The 21,511-nt window shown below is 37.1% G+C and carries 18 protein-coding genes and 3 pseudogenes; 6 read left to right on the top strand and 15 right to left on the bottom strand.

All coding sequences use genetic code 11. The features are described from left to right. Positions 1 to 79: 79 nt before the first annotated feature. The 3 genes from EHR_RS14640 to EHR_RS11040 form a co-directional block, all read right to left on the bottom strand. A complete protein-coding gene (locus EHR_RS14640; RefSeq protein ID WP_010737562.1) occupies positions 80 to 214 on the bottom strand; it encodes a hypothetical protein in 135 nt (44 codons plus the stop codon). A 169-nt stretch (positions 215 to 383) separates the two neighbouring features. After that, the gene (locus EHR_RS11045) at positions 384 to 677 is read right to left on the bottom strand and encodes a hypothetical protein (protein WP_010737563.1); all 294 of its coding nucleotides are present in this window, start codon (positions 675 to 677) and stop codon (positions 384 to 386) included. A gap of 158 nt (positions 678 to 835) precedes the next feature. Continuing rightward, positions 836 to 1,873, bottom strand: coding sequence for a Gfo/Idh/MocA family oxidoreductase (locus tag EHR_RS11040; protein ID WP_010737564.1), 1,038 nt, complete (start codon positions 1,871 to 1,873; stop codon positions 836 to 838). 201 nt (positions 1,874 to 2,074) lie between these two features. On the opposite strand from EHR_RS11040, the pseudogene EHR_RS11035 reads away from it, so the two are divergent. Then, positions 2,075 to 2,947, top strand: a pseudogene (locus tag EHR_RS11035) (MurR/RpiR family transcriptional regulator). A gap of 24 nt (positions 2,948 to 2,971) precedes the next feature. Here EHR_RS11035 and EHR_RS11030 read toward each other — a convergent pair. From EHR_RS11030 to EHR_RS11015, 4 genes are all read right to left on the bottom strand, one after another. Beyond that, on the bottom strand, positions 2,972 to 3,565 hold the full coding sequence (locus tag EHR_RS11030) for an SGNH/GDSL hydrolase family protein (protein ID WP_010737566.1): 594 nt from the start codon (positions 3,563 to 3,565) through the stop codon (positions 2,972 to 2,974). Positions 3,566 to 3,773: 208 nt separating this feature from the next. Further along, positions 3,774 to 4,388, bottom strand: a complete 615-nt coding sequence (locus EHR_RS11025) for a TetR/AcrR family transcriptional regulator (protein WP_010737567.1) — start codon at positions 4,386 to 4,388, stop codon at positions 3,774 to 3,776. Further along, the gene (locus EHR_RS11020; RefSeq protein ID WP_010737568.1) at positions 4,381 to 5,070 is read right to left on the bottom strand and encodes an ABC transporter ATP-binding protein; all 690 of its coding nucleotides are present in this window, start codon (positions 5,068 to 5,070) and stop codon (positions 4,381 to 4,383) included. Before EHR_RS11020 ends, EHR_RS11025 begins: the two co-directional genes overlap by 8 nt. A 3-nt stretch (positions 5,071 to 5,073) precedes the next feature. Beyond that, on the bottom strand, positions 5,074 to 6,147 hold the full coding sequence (locus EHR_RS11015) for an ABC transporter permease (RefSeq protein ID WP_010737569.1): 1,074 nt from the start codon (positions 6,145 to 6,147) through the stop codon (positions 5,074 to 5,076). Positions 6,148 to 6,453: 306 nt separating this feature from the next. Here EHR_RS11015 and EHR_RS11010 point away from each other — a divergent pair. From EHR_RS11010 to EHR_RS10990, 5 genes and pseudogenes are all read left to right on the top strand, one after another. Then, positions 6,454 to 7,472: pseudogene (locus EHR_RS11010) on the top strand (tyrosine-type recombinase/integrase). Between the two features lie 159 nt (positions 7,473 to 7,631). Continuing rightward, positions 7,632 to 9,152, top strand: coding sequence for an AMP-binding protein (locus tag EHR_RS11005; RefSeq protein WP_010737571.1), 1,521 nt, complete (start codon positions 7,632 to 7,634; stop codon positions 9,150 to 9,152). Positions 9,153 to 9,498: 346 nt separating this feature from the next. Further along, a complete protein-coding gene (locus EHR_RS11000) occupies positions 9,499 to 10,299 on the top strand; it encodes a hydroxymethylpyrimidine/phosphomethylpyrimidine kinase (RefSeq protein WP_010737572.1) in 801 nt (266 codons plus the stop codon). Positions 10,300 to 10,302: 3 nt separating this feature from the next. Then, positions 10,303 to 10,791 carry an ECF transporter S component gene (locus EHR_RS10995; RefSeq protein ID WP_010737573.1) on the top strand — a complete coding sequence of 163 codons (489 nt, stop codon included), beginning with the start codon at positions 10,303 to 10,305 and terminating at the stop codon, positions 10,789 to 10,791. Between the two features lie 16 nt (positions 10,792 to 10,807). Then, the gene (locus EHR_RS10990) at positions 10,808 to 11,362 is read left to right on the top strand and encodes a TIGR01440 family protein (protein WP_010737574.1); all 555 of its coding nucleotides are present in this window, start codon (positions 10,808 to 10,810) and stop codon (positions 11,360 to 11,362) included. A 168-nt stretch (positions 11,363 to 11,530) separates the two neighbouring features. Here the strand turns inward: EHR_RS10990 and EHR_RS10985 are convergent, their stop codons facing one another. The 8 genes and pseudogenes from EHR_RS10985 to EHR_RS10950 all read right to left on the bottom strand — a co-directional run bounded on the left by EHR_RS10985 (position 11,531) and on the right by EHR_RS10950 (position 21,448). Continuing rightward, entirely contained in the window at positions 11,531 to 13,180 is a 1,650-nt protein-coding gene (locus EHR_RS10985) for a glycoside hydrolase family 13 protein (protein ID WP_010737575.1), read from the bottom strand. A 380-nt stretch (positions 13,181 to 13,560) separates the two neighbouring features. Further along, positions 13,561 to 15,795 (bottom strand): AAA family ATPase, encoded by a 2,235-nt coding sequence (locus EHR_RS10980; RefSeq protein WP_010737576.1) that lies wholly within the window; start codon positions 15,793 to 15,795, stop codon positions 13,561 to 13,563. A gap of 21 nt (positions 15,796 to 15,816) precedes the next feature. Then, on the bottom strand, positions 15,817 to 16,296 hold the full coding sequence (locus EHR_RS10975; protein ID WP_010719161.1) for a DUF6530 family protein: 480 nt from the start codon (positions 16,294 to 16,296) through the stop codon (positions 15,817 to 15,819). A 157-nt stretch (positions 16,297 to 16,453) separates the two neighbouring features. Further along, positions 16,454 to 17,302 (bottom strand): DegV family protein, encoded by an 849-nt coding sequence (locus EHR_RS10970; protein ID WP_010737577.1) that lies wholly within the window; start codon positions 17,300 to 17,302, stop codon positions 16,454 to 16,456. 157 nt (positions 17,303 to 17,459) lie between these two features. Beyond that, positions 17,460 to 19,073, bottom strand: a complete 1,614-nt coding sequence (locus EHR_RS10965; protein WP_010737578.1) for a polysaccharide biosynthesis protein — start codon at positions 19,071 to 19,073, stop codon at positions 17,460 to 17,462. 151 nt (positions 19,074 to 19,224) lie between these two features. Further along, entirely contained in the window at positions 19,225 to 19,542 is a 318-nt protein-coding gene (locus EHR_RS10960) for an AzlD domain-containing protein (protein ID WP_010737579.1), read from the bottom strand. After that, positions 19,535 to 20,324, bottom strand: a pseudogene (locus EHR_RS10955) (AzlC family ABC transporter permease). The gene EHR_RS10960 and the pseudogene EHR_RS10955 overlap by 8 nt, the downstream one beginning before the upstream one ends. Before the next feature lie 191 nt (positions 20,325 to 20,515). Beyond that, on the bottom strand, positions 20,516 to 21,448 hold the full coding sequence (locus tag EHR_RS10950) for a cation diffusion facilitator family transporter (protein WP_010737580.1): 933 nt from the start codon (positions 21,446 to 21,448) through the stop codon (positions 20,516 to 20,518). Positions 21,449 to 21,511: the final 63 nt, after the last annotated feature.

Genomic DNA, 21,511 nt, shown 5'->3' with positions numbered 1-21,511 from the left:
AAGATCTATTTCATTCGTTTATATTGGCTTTGCTTAGAAGCACCTTTTGAAGATCCTTGCAGGCTTATCGGACATTTTTTTACTTAATAACAAATAGAACGGCTCCACCTAAGAACAAATACATATAATCTGATAAATAAGTCGTGAATAGACTTATGAAATCGGTTTGTCCAAGCACACTCGAATTGATTAACTGTAACCCAAAATTTTCCATATATTACCTCCTAATGTTTAGCTGAGAAAAAATTATTCTCATAAATAAAGCATAATACAAAGAAGGTAAGCGCAGACACCATTTTTTCTAAAATCGGAAAAATAGTTTTTGGATAAAAAAGACAGCGTAAAAGCTGTCTTTTTCATAGGATCACTAGCAACTGACAAATCTATTTTTTAGTATCTTTTTTAGATGTCAATTCTTCAAATTTTTCTTTTACTTCTTCCGCTAATTTTTCCACTTCTTTTTCAAAAGCATTCGGTTTCTTTGGTTCTTCCTCTTCAACCGAATTAGAACCAGATAAAGCGACATCCTTGACTTCGCCAGAGTTTGTGCCAGATAACGATTCTTGTTTGTTTTCTGTTTCACCAGAATTTGTCCCTGCTAATGCTACTTCATCATCGGTTTTAGGCGCCATCGAACCTCTTAAACGTTTGCCTTTTTCGCCGTTATAATTTGTCATGAGAATTCCTCCTTACAGTTATTTATTTTATAGTACATAAGAACAAAATAACTGTCAAAACATGAGGTGTCCTCCCCATCATATTTTAATGGTTTTGTTTTTTTGGTTCTCATCAATCTTTGCTTAATCCTTCAGAATGATTATAAACAGCGAATGGTTTATTTGTTTGCTTGCGCTTCTTTTTCCTGGATCTCTTTGATCCCTGTTTCTAAAATGTTCATTTGTAGAAGTGTTTCTTCGTCTTTCACTACTTTTTCGGCTCCGTTTATGAGCGTTTCATAGACTCCCTCATAGACCCGACTATAGTCCCCTACTTCAGAAATCACTTTTTCCTCATGGTAGTTTCCATTTTGGTCCATATAGGTAAGTGTGCCGTAGTGTTCTGGTAAATCAATACCAAAATCTTGATGGTCCGGGAAATAAAATAGTTTAAGATGCTCTTCTTGTCGATCTTTTGTCTGTTTTACAAACATCCCTTTCTTCCCATAAACCACAAAGCTTGGGCGTTCCTTAATACGAAAATAGCTTGATTTGACAGAGATTTTCATTGTTCCATAATAAAAATCTAAATCGAAATAATCATTCATTCGTCCCGTTCCTAATAATTGGCGCACATCATAGTGGATGTCATCTGGTTCGCCAAAGTAAGAAATTACTTGATCTACTGTGTGACAAGCATGACCGTAGAGATAACTATTGACTGTTGAAAATTCCGTTGCCGATTCAGGAACTTCAGGTCTGAAATAATCATAATGCATCTCAATTTCTAAAATATCGCCTAATTTTCCACTTTCCAACACTTTTTGTACGGTCAAGAAATCAGAATCAAAACGACGATTTTGATAACACTGGATAAATAAATCTTTTTGCTTCGCTAGCTCAAATAACTCTTTCGCTTCTGCAGAAGTTTCAGCAAACGGTTTTTCTACCAGGACATTTTTTCCATGCTCTAAGGCTAATTTAGCATATTCATAATGAAATTGGCTCGGAGTCGTAATGACAACTAGTTGGATTTCTGGATCGTTCCATAGATCTTCCAATTGATTGGTGTAATGGATATCCTCAAATGTTTCCCAAGTGGGTTCTGAACGTGAAAAGATCGTTTTGATTTTGATCTTATCTTTTAGTTTTCGTGAAAAAGGTAAATGATAGCGGTTGGTACTTTTTCCATTTCCTAGATAGGCAATTGTTAACATACGTTTTCCTCCAATTTTTGTTTTTAACTACTATCAGTATAAATGACTGGTCCCTTTAAAAGTTAATTTGAGCGCAGTTAGAAAAAAATGTTCAAGAAAGTGCTCTTTTTAAGTGAATAATCGACAGGTATGTTTAACCTACACAAAAAATAGTAGTCAAAAAGAGGGATATTCAGTAAGATGGATGAGGAAGGTGAGCATATGTTAATCGAAGACCAATTGATACGACAAGAAGCATTTACAACAACAGAAAAAAGAATTGCTGATTATCTCAAAGCAAATAGAGAAACAGCTGTTTATATGACGATCGAGGAATTGGCAAAAGCGACGTATACTTCGCATTCAGCCATTATTCGCTTATGTAAAAAATTGAGTTTTTCTGGTTTTAGAGAATTTCGTTTTGAATTTGGTCGTGAAGTCCATCAGATGAAAGCCCAGTTCAATCAAATCATTGATCCAAACTTTCCTTTTACTGATCAAGATGATAGTCAATCGATCGCTAAAAAAATGGCCGATTTGTCGATCCAATCTATCAAAAAAGCACAGCTTCAATTGGAGAAACAGTCAATTGATGCGATTGCCACAGCATTGAATCAAGCGAATCGCATGTTTATTTTTGCCAAAGGGGATTCTCAAATCACAGCACGCAAATTTCAAAATAAACTAATCAAGATCAATAAATTTTTGATATTAGCTGAAGAGTATAGTGATTCTTCTTGGAATGCAGCTAATTTAACGGAAAAGGATTGTGCCATCTTTCTAACTTATAGTGGAAGGATTCACCATTATGAAAAAATTATGATGCATTTAAACCATGTGGGTGCTAAAACTGTATTGATCACTGGAAATGAACATTCAGAAATGGCAAAACAAGCAACGATGAAACTCATCGTTACGCAAGATGAATTAGATTTTGCTAAAGTGGCAACATTTTCCTCATAAATTGCCTTCGACTATGTTTTAAACACTCTTTATTCCGTGATGTATGCACAAAACTATCAAGAAAACATCCAGAATCTCAAACAAAAACAAGACTTGATCCAAAAAGGTTTGTTGAAGGAATATCGCCATTAGAAAACAGTTGTTTATTACCGTATGTCAAAGCCAATAGAGCGCGCTTTGTTCTTTTTGCTGGATACATTGTGCAATCAAAGCACCTAGCAAGTGATAGCCTAACTTCGAAGGATGCAACCCATCGTCTTGCAAGTAAAGTGTTGGGTCCTCAAAAGATTTTTCATAATGATAAAAATCAATAAAACTTACTTTGTTCTCATCTGCTACTTCTTTTGCGATCTGAGTATACTCTACTAAGATCTCAGGAATTGTTTGGGTTTTGATCTTTTCATCAACGTAACTAGGCCCTATTAAAATCACTTGGCTATGTTTAAAAAAGTTGATCAATTGTTCCAAGTTTTTTCGATAGTTTTTTTGGTTATCTCTTTGATTGATTGCATCATTAACGCCAACATTAAGAACGACGTAGTCAGCTGTACGTTCATCTTGGGGAAGTTGAGACAATCGTTCAAGACTGCTTGTCGTTGAATCGCCTTTTTTTCCTAAGTTAATGATCTTAAAATCAGCTTGTCCTAAAGCTTTTAAGGTCGTTGATAACGCATGGTCCAATGCATGGACGACCTCCCCCTGGTACAATCCAGCAGCAATGCTATCACCAAATAGTATAATTTTCTTCATCTGTGTCATCCCTTTTCTTTTCTTACAATAAAAATTCTATCACGGAGAATCAAAAAGGAAAAATCGTTGCTCTCAACTATAAGAACTTTCTATCGAAGGTTTTTATTTGGTTATCGATGATGACACAAAGAAGTATCGAAGTGTTTTTCTGAATACGGACACTACTTACCAGTTAAAAAGAAACGGCTAACAAATGAATCGAGTGGATTCAAGATTCACTTCGTTCGGTTTTCAAACCTTTTTGCAGCCATTTTACCTTGTAACGATAATCTTGCAACAACTCATCAGTAGTCCAGTCATTCGCAATGTAATCCGTCAATGAATTGATCACAAGATCCATGAGAAAATATAAAAAGCTAATCGCTTCTTCTTCCGAAGTAATGTGAAAGCCATTTGCCTTCAGTAACTTAAACCATTCCTTTAATCTTCCTGATTCAGCAGAAGGCTTGGTTCTTTGGTGATTGGTAAAATCATCACTTCTCGTTAAAAAGCGGATGGCCTGCCAATAACTACTTTTTTGTTCCAGCTCACTACACCACGCAAGGTAATTTTCAATTCCTTGAAAAAAGTCTTGCTTGTTTTGACTGATATATTTCAAAATATCTCGATGGATTTGAATCGAATAATACTGGATCGTGTAGGTATAGGCATCTTCCAAGTCTTCGAAGTACTTATAAAAGGCCCCTCTTGACATAGCCATATCTTCGACAATATCTGCAACTTTTACTTGGCTAATATGTCGAGCTGAAAAATTTTCAAGTAAAATTTCAATAAGCCGTTGTTTCTTCTCATTGGGCAGATTAAGAAAGGTCGATTTAGGCATCCCACCCCTCCGTTTCTTCGATCAAATCACCATCTTTCATTCGGTAGACACGATCGCTCCATTTGATCATCCGAGCATCATGTGTAACCATGACTGTTGCTTTTTGTTTTTCATGTGCTTCTTTGACAAGTAACTTGACTACTTCAAAGGCATGATCTGTATCTAAGCTAGCGGTAGGCTCATCTGCTAAGATCAAACTAGGGTCATTGAACAACGCACGAGCAATTGCTACACGTTGTCTTTCTCCACCAGATAAATCTCGAGGATAGCTTTCTTTTAGATCATAAATATCTAATGATTTCAATAAGTCATCAATCACTGTTTCGTTTTGTTTCTGATGGCTGACTCGATCAACTAAATAAAATTGTTCTTTGACCTTTAGAAATGGAATCAAATTAGAACTTTGTAAAATAAACCCAATTTCTTTAAAACGTAAATCGGCTCTTTTTTTCTCAGATAAATCGGAAAAAGACTGACCATTAATGGCGATTTCTCCAGAAGTAGGTGTTTGTAGCCCACCGGAAATGGTTAAGAAAGTACTCTTTCCTGAACCAGAGGGACCGATGATGCTGACAAATTCTCCCTGTTTGACATTAAAATTAATTCCTTTTAGTGCAGTCACTTCAGTATGTCCACTACCAAAAGTCTTGACGATATTTTTCATCGTTAAAATATTCTTCATTTTTTACCCTCCTATGGCGGTGATTGGGTCCACTTTTGTGATCGTGCGTATTGAGAAGACGCCGCCTACAACTGCTACAACGAGTAAGACCCCACTATATAGCAACCATTGTGTCCAAAAAATAGCGAATGGCATCGCACTTGGTAAAAACAAGCTAGTTAGATAAGCAGCTAGAACTGCTAAGGCGACACCAATGACTCCAATAACAAATGACTGTGCAATCAACGATTTAGCAATAAATGAATTGCGAATCCCTTGAGCTTTCATTACGCCAAAGATCGCTGTTTTTTGTAAAGTGATGACATACATAAAAATGCCAACCACTGCTGCTACGACAAGAAACAAGAAGTAAACCATTGCATTTAGTGTCATATTTTGTGCAGAATAACCTGGAAGACTTTCAATAAAATCAGGAATCGTCAGTTTTTGTAAATCTTTTGATGCGCCATCTTTATCAATTGCAGCTGATTGTTTGGTCACGATCGCATTGATCGGCTTTTTGTCATCTGAAGCAAACGGTTGGGCTCCATATTTTAATTGTGTCCAAGTTTCTAGATCTGTATAGATGACTGGTGAGACCGTATAATAAGTGGCAGGAAAAATTCCAACGATCGTAAATGCTTGGTCATCGCTACCGATTTTGATTTGATCTCCCAACTTATATTGATCTTGTGCCAGATTTTGGGAGATAATTATTTCATTTTTCTTATCAAACATCCGACCATCTGTGATTTTAGGTAATAAAAAGGCATCGTTAGTCGTACCAAAGACTGTCACGTTTTCTTTGTTTTTGCCCTTGATTGCTCCACTGTATAAGCCAATCGGTGCTTTTTCTTTCGCATTTACTTGATCAAGGTCACCTCTTGTCAATTGAGATGCTGCAAACACTTGATTAGCATCTTCGGACAAAACGATTTCTTGAGCACCCCAATCATCAATCGCTTTTTTAAATTCTTCTGCTAATCCACTTGCTAGACCTGATAGCATGAAAACGACATAAGCAATTAAGAACATGATACCGATAATGAGTCCGTATCGTAGTTTTGCGTATTTCATTTCTTTCATTGCTAAAAACATTACTTTCCCTCCTACATTTTCCTTTTTCGATAGTGACATTTTGTCACTGTAAAAAAGTATAGCGCAACAGTGACAAAATGTCACTAAACAAAACTCATGAAACAATTCGTTCATACTACAAGATCATTGTCTTTCTGTTTATTGGTTACAGTTTTTCTTATAGTTGGCGATGTTACTATATATATGAATCATGAGCAAATAAACGTTGGTATAAATAGATATCAGTAAAAGGAAATAGAAGAAAAACGAAAAATAAGCTACAATAATAAAATAGAACACCAGTTTGAACAAAAAGGAGGTTCTTTTATGGATCAAAAAACACGAAAACACATTCAAGAAAAGTTAAAACAACGCATCGCACAGCTTCCTCCTATTTTCCAAGAATTTTTAAAAGAAAATCAAAAAAAACTTTCATTAAGCAGTCGTTATGAATATGCAAAAGATTTTCATTTATTCACGGATTATCTTCACGAAGCTTTAGATCAAGAGATCACAGATGAAGTTATTCTTCGTCTTGAAAAACAAGACTATTTAAATTTTTTAGATAAAGTCTATCAGCATACTCGTTCGTTTCAGACCACAGCTGATCAACAAACAAACCAGTTATTTAAAAATAGCTATTATGGTCTTTCACGAAAACAATATTCGTTAAATCATTTTCTACGGTTTTTGTATCAAAAAGGGTTATTGACTGAAGAAATATCTCTATTAGGAAAAACGCTTCCTGAAACTACTGCTGCAGCGCCTCGATTCATAGACGCCTCTTTGTTTCAAGACTTTGAGCATCTGTTTATTCCTATGAATGGCTTTAACTCTTCACGAGAAGCACGCTTTGAAATAAGGAACCGACCAAGAAATTTAGCGATCGCAGCTATTCTTTTATATTGCGGGTTAAAGATCCATGAAGTCGTTGAATTAAAAAGAAAAGATATTGACTTAAATAAACAAATCATTCATCTTAGCCGTAAAAAAATCGGCTTAATCAGTCGCCAATTCCCAATGAAGCACTGCCATTCATTAAAAACTATTTAGCAATAACTGATACTGGGACAGGACCTGATTCTTTTGCTTTTCGTTCATCTCATGACCAGCAAATCTCTCCACGGACGATTCGCCAAATACTAAGTAAAATCACTGTATATAAAAATATTTCGCCAGAATTATGTCGTAAAACTTACGGGTACTACGTTTCCCTTTATTTTGATGATCTGGATATCGTCAATTTCCTTTATGGTAATCGTTATATCAATGAACATTCATTTGAAGAAGTCCAACAAAAGATGTTAGAGTTCTCTTACAAGGAAATAACAAGTAATAAAAAATGAAATAACGAAATATAATTCATTTTTTCACAAAGAAAGCTGTTTTTTATTTAGGGTTTGTGCTAAGATTATAGCTGAATTTGCAAAGTAAATGATTTAATTCACAAATTTTTCTTACTTTGCTTACCAACTTGTCTATTAAATGAAATCGGAGTGTGACTTATGGAAACAATCGCTTATTCCCCACTAAATCTTTTTTCTAATTTTCAAGAAGCAGCGAATGCTACACCAGATGTACCAATCATCTTTGACCAACCCTTAGCAGCTTTTCCGGAACTTGGTTTTAAAAGCACTTACAAAGATACCTGCCAACTCGTTTTGACTCGTGCCTATCAATTAGCTCATTTGGGTGTCGGACTTGGTGATAAGGTCATGATCTACAAAAGTTCAGCTTTTGATACTTATTTATTAGCTGTAGCAACAGCTTATCTTGGGGCGGTACCAGCAATGATCTCTTATCACTTCCCTATCCCCACTTTAGAAGTCTTTGTCGACCGTTTAGAAGATCCATTTATCCTTTTTGATGATGAAACGGCTGAACGAGTGGCTGGCATTTCAAATGGATCAAAAGAAAAACAAATTGCTGTTTCTAAACTATTGACTCAACCAGCAGAACCAGTGGCACAAAATCAATTGGGGAACGATGAAATTTCTTATATGACCCATACTTCAGGAACAACAGGTATTCCTAAATTGATTTGTCATTCTGCTCATTCAATGGGCTGGCGCACCAAATGGCAAAAAACTGTCTTTACTAAGATCGCAGAGAAAAAACTTGTGGCTTTCCATATCTCTCCTGTTCATTCTCGCTTCAATATTGGTATTTCTTCGTTAATGGCGATGGGCTTTCCAATGATGCCGTTAGCGGATGCTCAAGGGGAAAACGTTGTGGCCATGTTAAAAGAAAATCCACCGATTGCACTTGAAACACATCCAAACAACTTTGTTCAGTGGAGCTTTACAGCGAAAGAATATCCAGAAGCTTTTGCTGGTATTCGTTATTACCATTCCACTTTTGATGCGATCAACAACTCTACTATGGAAACATTCTTACGGACTTCTCCTAATCAAGAAGCTGTTTTCTTACAAGTTTATGGCCAAAGCGAATGCGGACCGATGATTTTAAAAGCTCATACATTAGAGAGTTTAAAAACGAGTAATGCGAGAGACATGGGTGTGGGACTTGGCGACTTAACCAAAGCGCGGATCGCAGATGAAAATGGGAACGTCTTACCTGCTAATACAGATGGACACATCCATTTATTGTCAAAAGGTCGTGCATTAACTTATTATAAAGAAGATGCTCGTTTCCAAGAAAATGTTTATGGTGCTTGGTGGGACAGCGGTGATTACGGCAGCATGGATGAACAGGGGCATTTGTTCTTAAAGGATCGTCAAGTGGATTTGATCGATACAATCAATAGCAATTTAGCGATCGAAGATTTCTTGTTAGACTCATTAGAATTTCTATCGGAAGTGGTCATCGTTCGTGATAAAAACAATGCGCCACAACCATTGATCGCTCTTGCTCCTAATCACGAAATGGACTGGGATCGTTGGTGGAAACAAGTGCATGAGTTACCTCGATTGAATACGCCGATTATCAGAGACTATGAAGATATCCCACGGACTGCGACAATGAAAGTCCGTCGACTACAAATTGAAAAAGAATTAAAAGCATAATAAAAAGAACACTGACGTTATCCTCTTACCTAGCAGGTATAACGTCAGTGTTCTCTTTTGTTTAAAAAATTTTCAGTTGTAAAAAATGTAGGAATAACAAAAAAGATTCAATTTATTGATAATGATATCTAATGAAGTTGTTTATTTGAGTATGCATAGCTTAAAAATCAGGTTGTTTTCTTCTAGCTGTTAAGTTGCCAACAATACAGTGTACTTGTTTCATTCAGATGATAGATAAATTTTAGTGATCTAAAGACTACGCAAAATTGGATGACATAAAAATATGCCAATTGGCTGTTTTCTTTTCTAACAACTTTCGTTATACTCTTTTCGTGGAGGGAAAACAATGAGAAAAATACTTACAATTGGTGGTTCTGACCCTTTTGCCGGTGGAGGAATTCAATCCGATTTGAAAACTTTTGAGAATTTTCAACTTTTTGGAATGAGCGCGCTCACCTGTGTAGGCATGTTAGACGAAAACAACGCATTCCTCTTAGAAAATCTACCTGCTAAGTGGTTGGAACAGCAACTTGCTTCGATCCAGAAGATGACAGACTTAGCGGGTATCAAAATTGGCTTATTGCATTCTCTTGAAGCAATCATAATCGTCCGAGATTTTTTAAAAAAGCACCCTCAAATCCCAATCGTTCTTGATCCGGTTTTAGCTTTTAAAGAAACTACTTCATTAGCGAATCAACAGTATATTGAGTGCTTAGTGAAAGAACTCTTCCCCCTTGTTGATCTTGTCACGCCCAATCTTAAAGAAGCGGCTCTCCTTTCTGGAAAGAAAAAAATTTCAAGCATCAATGAAGTGATAGAGACAACCAAATTTATTCATACTTTAGGAAGCAAAGCGGTCGTTGTTAAAGGTGGCTCTGGGATCCATGGCGATGAAGCAATCGATGTTTTGTATAGTCATGACGGACTAACCACTTTTACAATGGAAAAATTAACACGATCAACGGTGAATGGCGCAGGATGTACCTTTTCTTCTGCTATTACAGCGAATCTCGTCCATGGCTATACGCTCCCACAAGCCATTCAACGAAGTAAAACTTACGTTTATCAATGTATTTTAAACGGTGTTGAAATGAATGATCAAACAGGCAGTGTCTGGTCTGGCGGTAACATCAAAGGAGGGATTTAATCGTTGAATACGAAACGAATGACAATTTATGCCATGCTGATCGCTTTAACAGTAGCATTATCTTTAACAATTTTAGTTCCAATACCAGCAACTAACGGCTTTGTCACGCTCTGCGAAGCTGGCATCTACACCACTGCTTTATTATTTGGTCCATTTGGTGGGTTCGTTGTCGGTGCCTCAAGTGGTTTATTCATCGATTTACTGTCAGGTTATCCGCAATGGGCCCTTTTTTCCTTATTGATCCATGGTTTGCAAGGATTGGTCAGTGGCTATTTTGCCGAAAAAACAAGCAAAGGTCGATTTGTCGGTCTTTTTATCGGTAGTTGTCTGATGATTAGTGGCTATTTTTTAGCAGGTTGGTTTTTATATGATTGGCCTGCGGGGGTAGCTTCTATTCCTGGAAATATTTTTCAAAATATTATAGGGGTTGGATTGGCTTTACCACTCACTCAAGCTCTAAAACGAACGAGAGTACAAAAAGAAAGTAAGTAATGAAAGGAAGAATAAAATGAGCATCACAGAAGAATCTTTAAAACAAGAATTAACCAAAATGGTCAACGAGGTATTAGCAGAAGCAAATTTAAAATCTGGCGATTTATTTGTATTAGGATGTAGTACCAGTGAAGTGGTCGGTGGACAAATTGGTAAAAACTCAAGTGCTCCAGTTGGACAGTGGATTATCCAAACGATTAGAGAAATATTGCAACCCTTAGGAGTCGCTTTAGCTGTTCAAGGATGTGAACACATTAATCGAGCCCTTGTCGTCGAACGCTCCGTAGCAGAGCAAAAACAATTTGAAATTGTTTCTGTTGTACCAGCCTTACACGTTGGTGGCGCTTGTTCAGTAGCAGCGTTTGACCAATTCGATGATCCAGTAGAAGTGGAACATGTGGTAGCGCAAGCTGGGATCGATATCGGTGATACTTCCATCGGTATGCATGTCAAACACGTTCAAGTACCTGTTCGACCAAGCAGTCAAACATTAGGAGCCGCGCATGTTACAGCTCTGCGTTCACGTCCAAAATACATTGGTGGTCCGCGAGCTGAGTATGAAGTGATTTAAAAGAATCAATTAACTGATAACCTACCTAATATTTATGTTAATGTTATTCTTTATTATAAAATATTCACTTATTATCTAATTTCTATAAAGGTACAGTCACCCAACTTCATACAGTATGTCAAAAAAGTTTGCCTTGGACTTCATTAGAAAGCTCAAGACAAACTTTTTTTAGTTTCTTTTTTTACTGGTTACAAATAATTTCGCTTCATAAGGATCAAGCTTACCCACTCGTTCAAATACACGTTCTTCTTGATTCGTGAGAAGTAATTCCCAAGGAACATCAACTTCATTCGGTAATGAATATTCCGCTACTTCACTCGTTAGATTGACTATAATCAGATAGTTTTTATCGGTAAATGATCGTTCATAGACATAGAGTTGGTCGTGTTCAGCGAGATATTCTTTGAATGAACCATAGATCAATCCTTGATTTTCACGACGGATGCGGATCATTTGTTTGTAGAAAGATAAGATCGACGAAGGATCGTTTTCTTGTTCTTCTACGTTAAGTGTATGATAGTTGGGATTTACCATCAGCCAAGGTTCGTTTGTTGAGAATCCGGCATATTTTTCTGATCCCCACTGCATAGGTGTTCGGCTATTGTCTCTTGTTGTATCAGCAACGATATCTATAGCTTCCTCAGGAGATTTTCCTTCTTCTAGCAATTGGTTATAAAGACGTCTTGAATCGACGGCATCGATTTGTTCGATGGCAGTAAACGGCATATTCGTCATACCGATTTCTTGTCCTTGATAAATAAATGGCGTGCCTTGCAGGAAAAAGTACATCATTGCGACTGCTTTTGCTGATTTTTGCCAATAATGTTCAGGATCACCAAAAAAAGAAACTGAACGAGGTGTATCATGATTTTCCATATAAAGTGCATTCCAACCCTTACCGTCTAAAGCGGTTTGCCAGGCACTTAACGCTCTTTTTAAATTGATAACATCAAGTTTTCCTTCTTTTTCGTGCTTCCAAATCGAGATATGGTCAAATTCAAAGATCATGTCAAAATACCCATCAGCGCCGACCCATTCTGGACCTTCTTCAGCCGACACCCCGCTAGCTTCGCCAACAGTCATAATGTCATAGTCATCAAAAACATCTTTTAATTCATTTAAGTGTTCATCGATCCCGGAAACATTTTGAAAAGGAGAAAAGGGGTTTTCAGTTGCTTTAACAGAATATTCATCTTTTTTCACATGGGAAATCGCATCTAAACGAAACCCATCGATCCCTTTATCTAACCACCAGCGAATCATAGAAAAAAGTTCATTTTTTAATTTCTCGCTTTCCCAATTCAAATCAGGCTGCTCTTTAGCAAAGACATGCAGATAATATTGTTTCGTCTGTTCATCATATGCCCAAGCTGAGCCACCAAAAATCGATTGCCAGTCATTTGGAGCGTTTTCAGGTGTTCCATCTACCCAGATATAGTAATCTCGGTAAGGATTATCCAGTGACTTCTTGGATTCAATAAACCACTCGTGTTGATCAGATGTATGATTGATGACTAGATCCATAATGATTTTGATTCCTTGTAGATGTGCTTCTGCCAGTAATTGATCAAATTCGGCCATTGTTCCAAATTTTTCTAAAATATTTTGGTAGTCACTAATATCGTAACCGTTATCAATAAAAGGTGAAGAATAAACTGGATTGATCCAAATAAAATCAATCCCTAATTGTTTTAAATAAGAAAGCTTTTCACGAATACCATTGAGATCCCCAATGCCGTCTCCATTACTATCCATAAAACTGGCAGGATAAATCTGGTATCCGACCGCTTCTTTCCACCAAGCTTTTGTTTGAGTCATTGTTTTCTTCCCTTCTCTTTTTCTCTATTATAAAACAATGCCACTATTTTTTGTTGATGTTACCGATAACATCGTTTTCTCTTTAACAGTTTCCTTTTTTGTTTCGTTATCTGGTTTGCAGAATGTCAGGATTTAACAGTCGATTAACGATCAAAAAGAGTCTGATAGATAAACTAAATGGTGTTTAACCATTCGCTACAATGCGTTCATAACCTCTTCCCGTTGTTCCAGCAGTCGCTCTAACAAAAAAACAAGCCGAAAATCCAAAAATAGGAACTATTTTCGAATTCTTCGGCTTGTTCTCAGAGCTAGGAACTTCTGTCACAATCTCTCTTAGTCGATGAATGGACTTATACGTGACTCCAGCTATTTTCAGCTATTTACAAATAGCGAGCAATCAATTGGATCAATTGCTGTGGTAACTCGTTGATGTCTGTCATATCAATGAAACGATTTTCCCCATATATCTCTTTGATTTCTTTTTGATCCTGTCCAATCGCAGCAGCCACAAAGATGACGCCTTGACGGTCATATTCAGACAGAACGCTTTGGATATCTTCCCTTGCCTTCTTCCCAGTATAGTCTGGCAAAGCTTTAGGCTGGCCATCACTAATCGAGATCAACAATTTAGTCGTGGCAGATTCTTGGCTTAGTTTGTTAGCGATTAGTCTCAGACTGGCACCATCACGATTGTTTTGTCGTGGTTTCATCGTCACTAACTTTTCATCTAACCATTGGAAATCATCACTAAATTCTTTATAAGAAAAAATTGAGGTCTTTTCTCTCGTTGAGACATCTGCTGTATCTCCATAAATCATTAAAGGAATATTTACACGTTTAGCAAATTCTGCGATGGCGATCGCTGCTTTTTTTGCTGCTTCGATTCGTTCATCTCGAATCATTGAACCAGATTCATCAATCCTTAAAGCCACTGCCAATGAAGGTTGTTCGTGGGGTGGATTTTTCTTATCAAAATAACCTAGGTCATTATAGGCCACACGACTCGCATTGAACCGTTGTCCTTCATATTTTCCTTTTTGATAAGTCGTTGATTCATCATTTTCCAACAAATCTAAAATTTGACGGCTTAATGTTTCAACGATCGGTAAAACTTGTTGTCTGATTTGTTCTGCTTCTTGTGCTTTGAGTTCAAATTTTGGTCGATGAACGATCAGTCCTTCTTTTTCGTGCATCGTCCCCTTCATTATTTGTCGTGCTTCTTTCGTTAACTCACGTTTGATTTCTTTGTCGTAAGCCTCCATATCAGAGGCAGACATTTTTTCTGAATTATCTTCTGCTTGTTGCTCCTGTTGCCCCTGACCTGAAACTTCTTGACTTCGTTCTTGTTCAAATGAAAAAGACTCTGCCTTTTTTTCCTCTTCAATCTCAGCATTCTCCACTGGTGGAGTTTCTTCTTCGATCTCAGGCGACTCATTTTCCATTAAAGACAACGTTTCTTCTGCTAGTTGATCGATATTACGTTCATCAGCTTCTTCATCGTTAAGGATTCTGCCTCGATTTCTTGAAGCTTCTTCTGAAAGACGTCCCCACTTTATTTGCCGTAATAATTCACGAAGTTCTTCAAGAAGCCCACTTTGTTCTAATGCTTGGGTTAATATCTCCAATTCTTCTGGAACAGTGGTCAATTTATAGAGAACTTTAGGATAAATCGATTGGAAAAGATCTTGCCCTTGTTTCCAAGTATTTGCCCAATAAAAGTAAGAACGCATACCAGCCACTCCCTTGATGGCATTCGCTTTGGCAGTATCATCTAATAAACGAATGATCTCCGCTAATTTCAAGAGCAGTTCAGGTTGTTGAATCTTTGTCTTACCTAAGGCTCGCTCAGCCATCACTTCAAGTGAAGGTAAATCCATCTTCTCAGCATGTTGCATCCGATCTCTCAAAGATTCATTCAACGGACGATTACCTTGGTAGTTCCGATTGGTTGTGATGATGATGACGCAATCTGGATGACGGACGACGACACCCGTGGGTAAATTCAATAATCCATTTGGCTCAAGAGCGGAATTTAAAGCAACTAATACGGAAGCATCACGGATCACCGTTGGCTCCTGGATTTCTAACAAATACCCCTTTTCGATCGCACGAACAATTTCAGAGGGATAATATTTATAGCGAACGTTACTATTTTCATTTTGTTCCATCCGCTTGATGAAATCAGCCAGTTTGGATTTAGCCATTTCTGTACTAAGATTATAATGATGTTTGATTAACCGTAAGACAGCCTCTAAAGTCTCTGTTTGGTTGATTGCATCAATCAATTCTTGATCTTCATCTACGTCAGACTCAACAATAGGCAATAGCGCACCAAAGACATCTGATTTATCCATATCCGCAAAACAAGTTATTTTCGTATAAGGAAGTTGTAAATCAGCCGAAAGAGCTTTAGCCAGTTGCGTTTTTCCTGACCCAGCATCCCCTTCAAGCAAGATGTTACTGATCTTCATTTCAGGATCATTCCAGTTTTCAAAGATTTCAGCTGCGATTCTTTGTTCTTCTTGACTGGTTCGATGACTCGTTGGCTTTTGCCAAATCATTTGTTTTTCAACACTTGAAAATTGACGGTCTTTTGTCAGTGAGAAATCTTCCAATGTACCTCACTCCTTTTTTCCTTAATACCCTAAATCATCTAATAGACGTTTCAAAATTCGGAAACGTTCTCCGATCAATTCGCCATCTTTTTGTAACGTGTCATAATAGAGCATAATATCTTCATCGATCTTAGGATTTTTGGTATCCACTTCAACCGTCATTCGATTTCCTTGAAGTCCAATAATATCGACAACTGGATTTTCAGGATCATAAAATTTTTCATAGCGATACGCATCTTGAAAATACAAACTCCCTTGCGCAGCTAAAATTGCTAGATCTAAGATCCGAGTGATTGGTAGTTCTTCCGATTGGCGTGACCATTTTTCACCCGTATGGCGCCATACCTTGCCTGAAATATCAACTTTTCCACGATCATTCCATTGTGCTAACCCTAAAGATAGTCCTTTAGCATCCGTATGCAAAGCATTTCTACCATCAACTTGATCATAGTCTTCAACGACAATAACAGGTTTGTGTTTTAAATTTGTTGGGATTTCCATCTAAATCCATCCTTTCTCTTTTAGTAAATTACTAACCTAGTGATTTACTCATTTACTAAACTTTTAAGGATTATACGCCTTATATAGAAAAAATGCAAAAAAGCATCGTATCCCAATGAATGAGAGACGATGCTTGCATTGAATTGAATAATCTAAATTATTGCGCAGAGATGGCAAGCCCGATTGCTTTTTCTCCTAAGTGACTACCAATCACTGGACCAAAATGACCAATCTCAATGTCAGCATGCGGGTATTGCTTTTGTAATTTTTCTTTTTCTTGTATGGCAACTTCCAAATTATTTGCATGAATCACATAAAGTTTAACAGGTGGTGCAATTTCCTCATTTCGCATGCCGATGACTTTTTCGGCACGAGCGAAAGCTTTTTTACTTGAACGGATTTTTTCAAATAAAACGATTTTTCCTTCTGAAAAAGTCAAAATCGGTTTGATTTTAAGCAATCCACCTATCAATGCAGCCCCATTAGTCAAGCGTCCACCGCGTACTAAGTTGTTCAAGTCATCCACGATGAGATAAGCATACGTATTATCTCGAATACGATCGATATGTGCGATAATTTCTTCAAGAGATTGACCTTTTTGATTTAAATCTAGAGCAGCTTCTACCATGTGACCCATTGGCATACTCGTGATCTTAGAATCATAAGGAACGATTTTTACACCATCAATGTCGTTTTTCATAGCATGTAATGTGTTGACAAAGCCGGAGATCCCAGAGGATAAATGGATACTTAAGATGGTATCGTATCCTTTTCTTTTCAGTTCTTCGTAAAGCGCCAGTACTTCTCCAACTGCAGGTTGTGAAGTGGTCGGGAAGTCTTTGCTTTTATTTAGAAGCCCATAGTATTCGTCAGCTTCTATGTCTATTCCTTCATTGTAGATTTTCCCATCCAAAATGACAGGGATCGGAATAACGAACAAATCAGGATGATTTTGGATTCGTTCAGGCAAATAAGCCGTACTGTAAGTAACTACTGCAAGTTTCATTTATTTAATTTCCTCATTTCAAAGAATTTTACCAGTCTATTTAACTATATCATAAGAAAGATGACATTTGAACCTCTCACTCAAAAAGTGAGAGAAATAATCACGTCCCTCTCACTTTCTGTAGCTTTAAAAAATTATCATGAACTGGATGTTGTTCCTAATTTTTGGTTGAGTGATGCCGATGCTGGAAGTTTTTAAGTAATTGGAGCCCATTTCTGCCAAATTGAGCAAAGAGAAATGTCAGCCCACCTATTCCACCAAGGCCAACACAATAAACAACAGCATGGGCTTTCGACGTCATCGTCAATTGGAGGTTCAATAGGATAAATACAATCGAACAAAGAACCAGCATCAACAAGGTTGAGCGGAATGTTTTAAGAAAGAAAAATCTGATTTTAGCTAGAGGTGCGATTCGATACTCTTTACACATATAGAAATAACCTCTGATAAACACGATCGCAAAAGCCATTGTGTTTGAAAAACTCATACCATAACCGCCAAATAGTGCTAATCCAATCACTTGAAAGACAATTTTCAAAATAATCGCTTCAACGGTCAGCCGAATCGCAATCATATGATGGCTAAGTGATTGTAACATCGTCGAAAGAATCGTGAACAATGAAAAGAATAATGAAGCGAGTAAGGCAAATTGGAAATAGCCGACACTATCAGGATCATATCCAAAAAATAAGGTATACAATGGACCCGCCAATAATGACATCCCCGCAAGAGAAGGAAGTAAAATCAAGACAGCAATTGAAAAACTATCTCCTACTGTCTTTTCAATTTGCAAACGATCTTTTTTTCTCAAAGTACTTAAAATCGGCAAACTGCTGATTGCGACTGTACCAACCATAGAAATCAAGATCAATGTCAACTTGTTGGGATTAACTGACGCTCGACTAAATAAAAATTCCAATTGTTGATTCGTGATTTCAGGTCTGAAAAAATGCAACAACGGCTTCATCGTCACTTGGTCAATCATTTGCACGATGGTAATAACAGATCCCACAAAGATGAAAGGTAAAGTTTCACGAATGATCGATACCGACTCTGCCCGATTTTCATGCTTGAAATAACGACTAGAGATCAAGAAATCTTTTAATTTGAAATAATCATTTTTTATTCCAACGAAATACATATGGATAATTGCTGCTAACCCACCAAAGAAGGATGCCACTGTACTGATCAGAACAGCTTCTAAAATCGTTCCATCGGTCAAGACGCGTAAATAAAACGTTCCTGCTAAAATGACCAGGACACGAACCGCTTGTTCAATGATTAGTGAGGTCCCATAAGGTCTCAGATTGTTTTTCCCTTGAAAATAACCTCTCATTGCACTAAGAACTGGAATGGCGATCAATGACGGACACAAACTACGAATTGCTAAGATCCCATTATTTACATTTGCAATTGGGCTGATTCCTGCAAGCATCGGGGCAAAAAGATACATCAGCACAGCAGAAATGATCCCAATGACAAACATGATATTGATGGTACTGCGAAAAATCGTTCGACAGCCCTGTTCATCATTTTCTTTCGTTGCTACAGCGACTTTTTTAGCAATCGCATTAGGAAACCCAACTGTTCCCAGCATCAGGAACAAGCCATAAGGTAAATAACCTACATTGTATAAAGTGGTCGCTAACATTCCTTCTTGATTGTTCCCCATCATACTTAGCCATGGGATCAAGTAAACAACACCTAATACCTTACAAAGCAAATTAGCAAAGGTTAACCAAAATGTTCCTTGCATCAATTTTTTATTCATTAAATTTTCCTCAACTATCTATATTTAAATCAATACCTTTCCCATTATAGCAAAAATTCAAAGAAGGACAAATCATCCTTAAAATTTTAATAAAAAAGGCAAAAAAAAAGCCATTCTCTAAAACTAAGAGAAGGCAAAATTTTGGAACTGTTTAAAACATCGACAGCAAAAATACCGAAGCAAGTCCAGTTACTACTGATAATGCCATAGAATGAGTTTTATACGCCACGCCAACTACGAGAACCATAGCTAAGATTTTGATATTCCAAGCAATGGCTAAATGTTCATGGGTAATAAAGACATCCTTGAATGCTAAAGCTGCGAATAGCGCAACAGGCACATATTTCATCCATTCACTAAACCATGAAGGGACTTTCCGATGGGTAAAATAGAGCATCGGGAATAGTCGTGGCACATAAGCCACCACGAATAAACTAAGTACTAAAAGAATAAGATACGTCTTAGTCATGATGTTGACTCTCCTGTTCTGGGAAGTTGAATAGTGGTTCATTGACATGTTTGCCACGGTTTTTTAATCGTTTTAATTTTTTTGCCTTCTCTTTTTTTGAAAGCTTTCTCTAAAGCAAACCCTGCAAAAGAGGCGATCACCGTCGCAGCAATTAAACCTAATGTATTTTGGAACATGACCATGAAAGTAACGCCTAATACACCAGAAAACAATCCTGTAAAAATGAGCAGCTTATTTTTCATTTGCATGACAAACATGAAGATAAACATCGCAGTCAGTGCAAAGTGAACGAGATCAGCATCTACATGGATAACAGAACCAAACATGTTTCCAATCATGTTACTACCTGTCCAAGAAGCCATCGAAAACCAATTTACATATAAAGCTTTACGCTTATTCCATGTAGGATCAGTTGAATATTTAAGATAATTAACCGCATAATTTTCATCATTTAACGATTGTGAAAATACCGCCAAGAATAGTCTCTTTTCTTTCTTCATAAAACCTGAAAGACTCGACCCTAACAATGTGTAACGTAATTCCAAGAAAAATACCATCAAAAGTGTCGTTGCAAAAGATGCTTGAGTTGTTAGCATCGAAGCAACTAAAAATTGCGCTCCACCCGAAAATACTAATATGGACAACAGACCGGTTAAGATTGGATCAAAACCCACTTTTTGCAATAAGACACCACAAGCTAACCCAACTGGTATATAACTTAAGCAAAGTGGCATTACTGCGTGCAAAGCCTGAAGCCATGGCGCACTTTTCTTTTTATTCATCAAAATGTCTCCTTCAATTACAACAAATAAACAGCGGACTCATTGTAACATAAAAAAACGAAATTGTAGCCGTTTTATCTAAAAACAATATTATATTTTTCTCATTTTAAGCTTGAATATTGAAATTTTAAATCATAAACAAGTTATTTTTATGCAACATAAAAGCATTTTTTGCTGAAGAATCAGCATGGTCATCTTCGATAATTAGGGTCATATTTATCAGTTTCAATATAAATATAAACTTTTTTATCATTTAAAGACTGACGAATCGTTTCTTCAATGTTATTGATGATTGCATACGATTCATTCTCTGGGTGATCAAAGATATCAATTTTAGCAGCTACCAATACCTCAGTTGGGCTCAGATGAACGGTCTTTACATCGATCAAACGAGAGACTTCCGGACGCTCAAAGGCTTGCTTGATTTTAATCAAGTCACTCGTTGTCACACTTTCACCAACAATCAAACTATAAAATTCTTTTGCTAAGAAAATGGCAGCTCCCATCAACAATAATCCGATCAATAGGCCGCTAATCGCATCAAACGCCGCAATTCCTGTTACCATCGTCAAGACTGTTCCTAATAAAGCAAGAATGAGTCCGATCACGGCACAAAAATCTTCAGTAAAGATGATCAAAATTTCACTGTGACGACTTTCTCTCAAAAATTTCATCAATGATAATTTTTCGGTATTCAACTCATGGATTTCTTTCATAGCGATACGTAATGACGTTCCTTCAATGGCTAATCCAAAAATTAAAATAATGATAACGATCAATGAGTTATCAACTTCATGCGCAGGATGGGTCAATTTTTCAAAAGCTTCCATGACTCCCAAAGCTCCCCCACCAAAAAAGAGCATGGTTGCCACAATTGTGCTAAAAAAATATTTTGCTCTTCCTTCGCCAAATTGGTGTAACTCGCTTTGCCCTCTATTCGCTCGTTTATCCCCAAAAAGCAATAGAATTTGGTTGCTGCAATCGACGATACTATGAATACTTTCATTCAGCATTGCCGCACTTCCACTAATGGCATAACCGACAAATTTACTGATTGCAACTAAAATATTCGCACCTAATGCAGCAATCACAGAGAACATCCCGCTCTTTTTAAAATTTTCCATCTTATTTCCTTCTTTCTTTTCTTCTCAACAGTTTCTCAGTTAACTATCTCTCGGAAGAACCGT

The sequence above is a fragment of the Enterococcus hirae ATCC 9790 genome (genome assembly GCF_000271405.2).
In the GTDB taxonomy this organism is placed as follows: Bacteria; Bacillota; Bacilli; order Lactobacillales; family Enterococcaceae; genus Enterococcus_B; species Enterococcus_B hirae.
Note: the sequence above shows the minus strand (reverse complement) of the source record. Positions and strands in the feature narration are given on the sequence as shown.

Excerpts from the sequence above, each read along its gene's own strand:
- EHR_RS14640 (WP_010737562.1), bottom strand. The coding sequence starts at position 214 with ATGGAAAATTTTGGGTTACAGTTAATCAATTCGAGTGTGCTTGGACAA.
- EHR_RS11045 (WP_010737563.1), bottom strand. The coding sequence starts at position 677 with ATGACAAATTATAACGGCGAAAAAGGCAAACGTTTAAGAGGTTCGATG.
- EHR_RS11040 (WP_010737564.1), bottom strand. The coding sequence starts at position 1,873 with ATGTTAACAATTGCCTATCTAGGAAATGGAAAAAGTACCAACCGCTAT.
- EHR_RS11030 (WP_010737566.1), bottom strand. The coding sequence starts at position 3,565 with ATGAAGAAAATTATACTATTTGGTGATAGCATTGCTGCTGGATTGTAC.
- EHR_RS11025 (WP_010737567.1), bottom strand. The coding sequence starts at position 4,388 with ATGCCTAAATCGACCTTTCTTAATCTGCCCAATGAGAAGAAACAACGG.
- EHR_RS11020 (WP_010737568.1), bottom strand. The coding sequence starts at position 5,070 with ATGAAGAATATTTTAACGATGAAAAATATCGTCAAGACTTTTGGTAGT.
- EHR_RS11015 (WP_010737569.1), bottom strand. The coding sequence starts at position 6,147 with ATGTTTTTAGCAATGAAAGAAATGAAATACGCAAAACTACGATACGGA.
- EHR_RS11005 (WP_010737571.1), top strand. The coding sequence starts at position 7,632 with ATGGAAACAATCGCTTATTCCCCACTAAATCTTTTTTCTAATTTTCAA.
- EHR_RS11000 (WP_010737572.1), top strand. The coding sequence starts at position 9,499 with ATGAGAAAAATACTTACAATTGGTGGTTCTGACCCTTTTGCCGGTGGA.
- EHR_RS10990 (WP_010737574.1), top strand. The coding sequence starts at position 10,808 with ATGAGCATCACAGAAGAATCTTTAAAACAAGAATTAACCAAAATGGTC.
- EHR_RS10985 (WP_010737575.1), bottom strand. The coding sequence starts at position 13,180 with ATGACTCAAACAAAAGCTTGGTGGAAAGAAGCGGTCGGATACCAGATT.
- EHR_RS10975 (WP_010719161.1), bottom strand. The coding sequence starts at position 16,296 with ATGGAAATCCCAACAAATTTAAAACACAAACCTGTTATTGTCGTTGAA.
- EHR_RS10970 (WP_010737577.1), bottom strand. The coding sequence starts at position 17,302 with ATGAAACTTGCAGTAGTTACTTACAGTACGGCTTATTTGCCTGAACGA.
- EHR_RS10965 (WP_010737578.1), bottom strand. The coding sequence starts at position 19,073 with ATGAATAAAAAATTGATGCAAGGAACATTTTGGTTAACCTTTGCTAAT.
- EHR_RS10960 (WP_010737579.1), bottom strand. The coding sequence starts at position 19,542 with ATGACTAAGACGTATCTTATTCTTTTAGTACTTAGTTTATTCGTGGTG.
- EHR_RS10950 (WP_010737580.1), bottom strand. The coding sequence starts at position 21,448 with ATGGAAAATTTTAAAAAGAGCGGGATGTTCTCTGTGATTGCTGCATTA.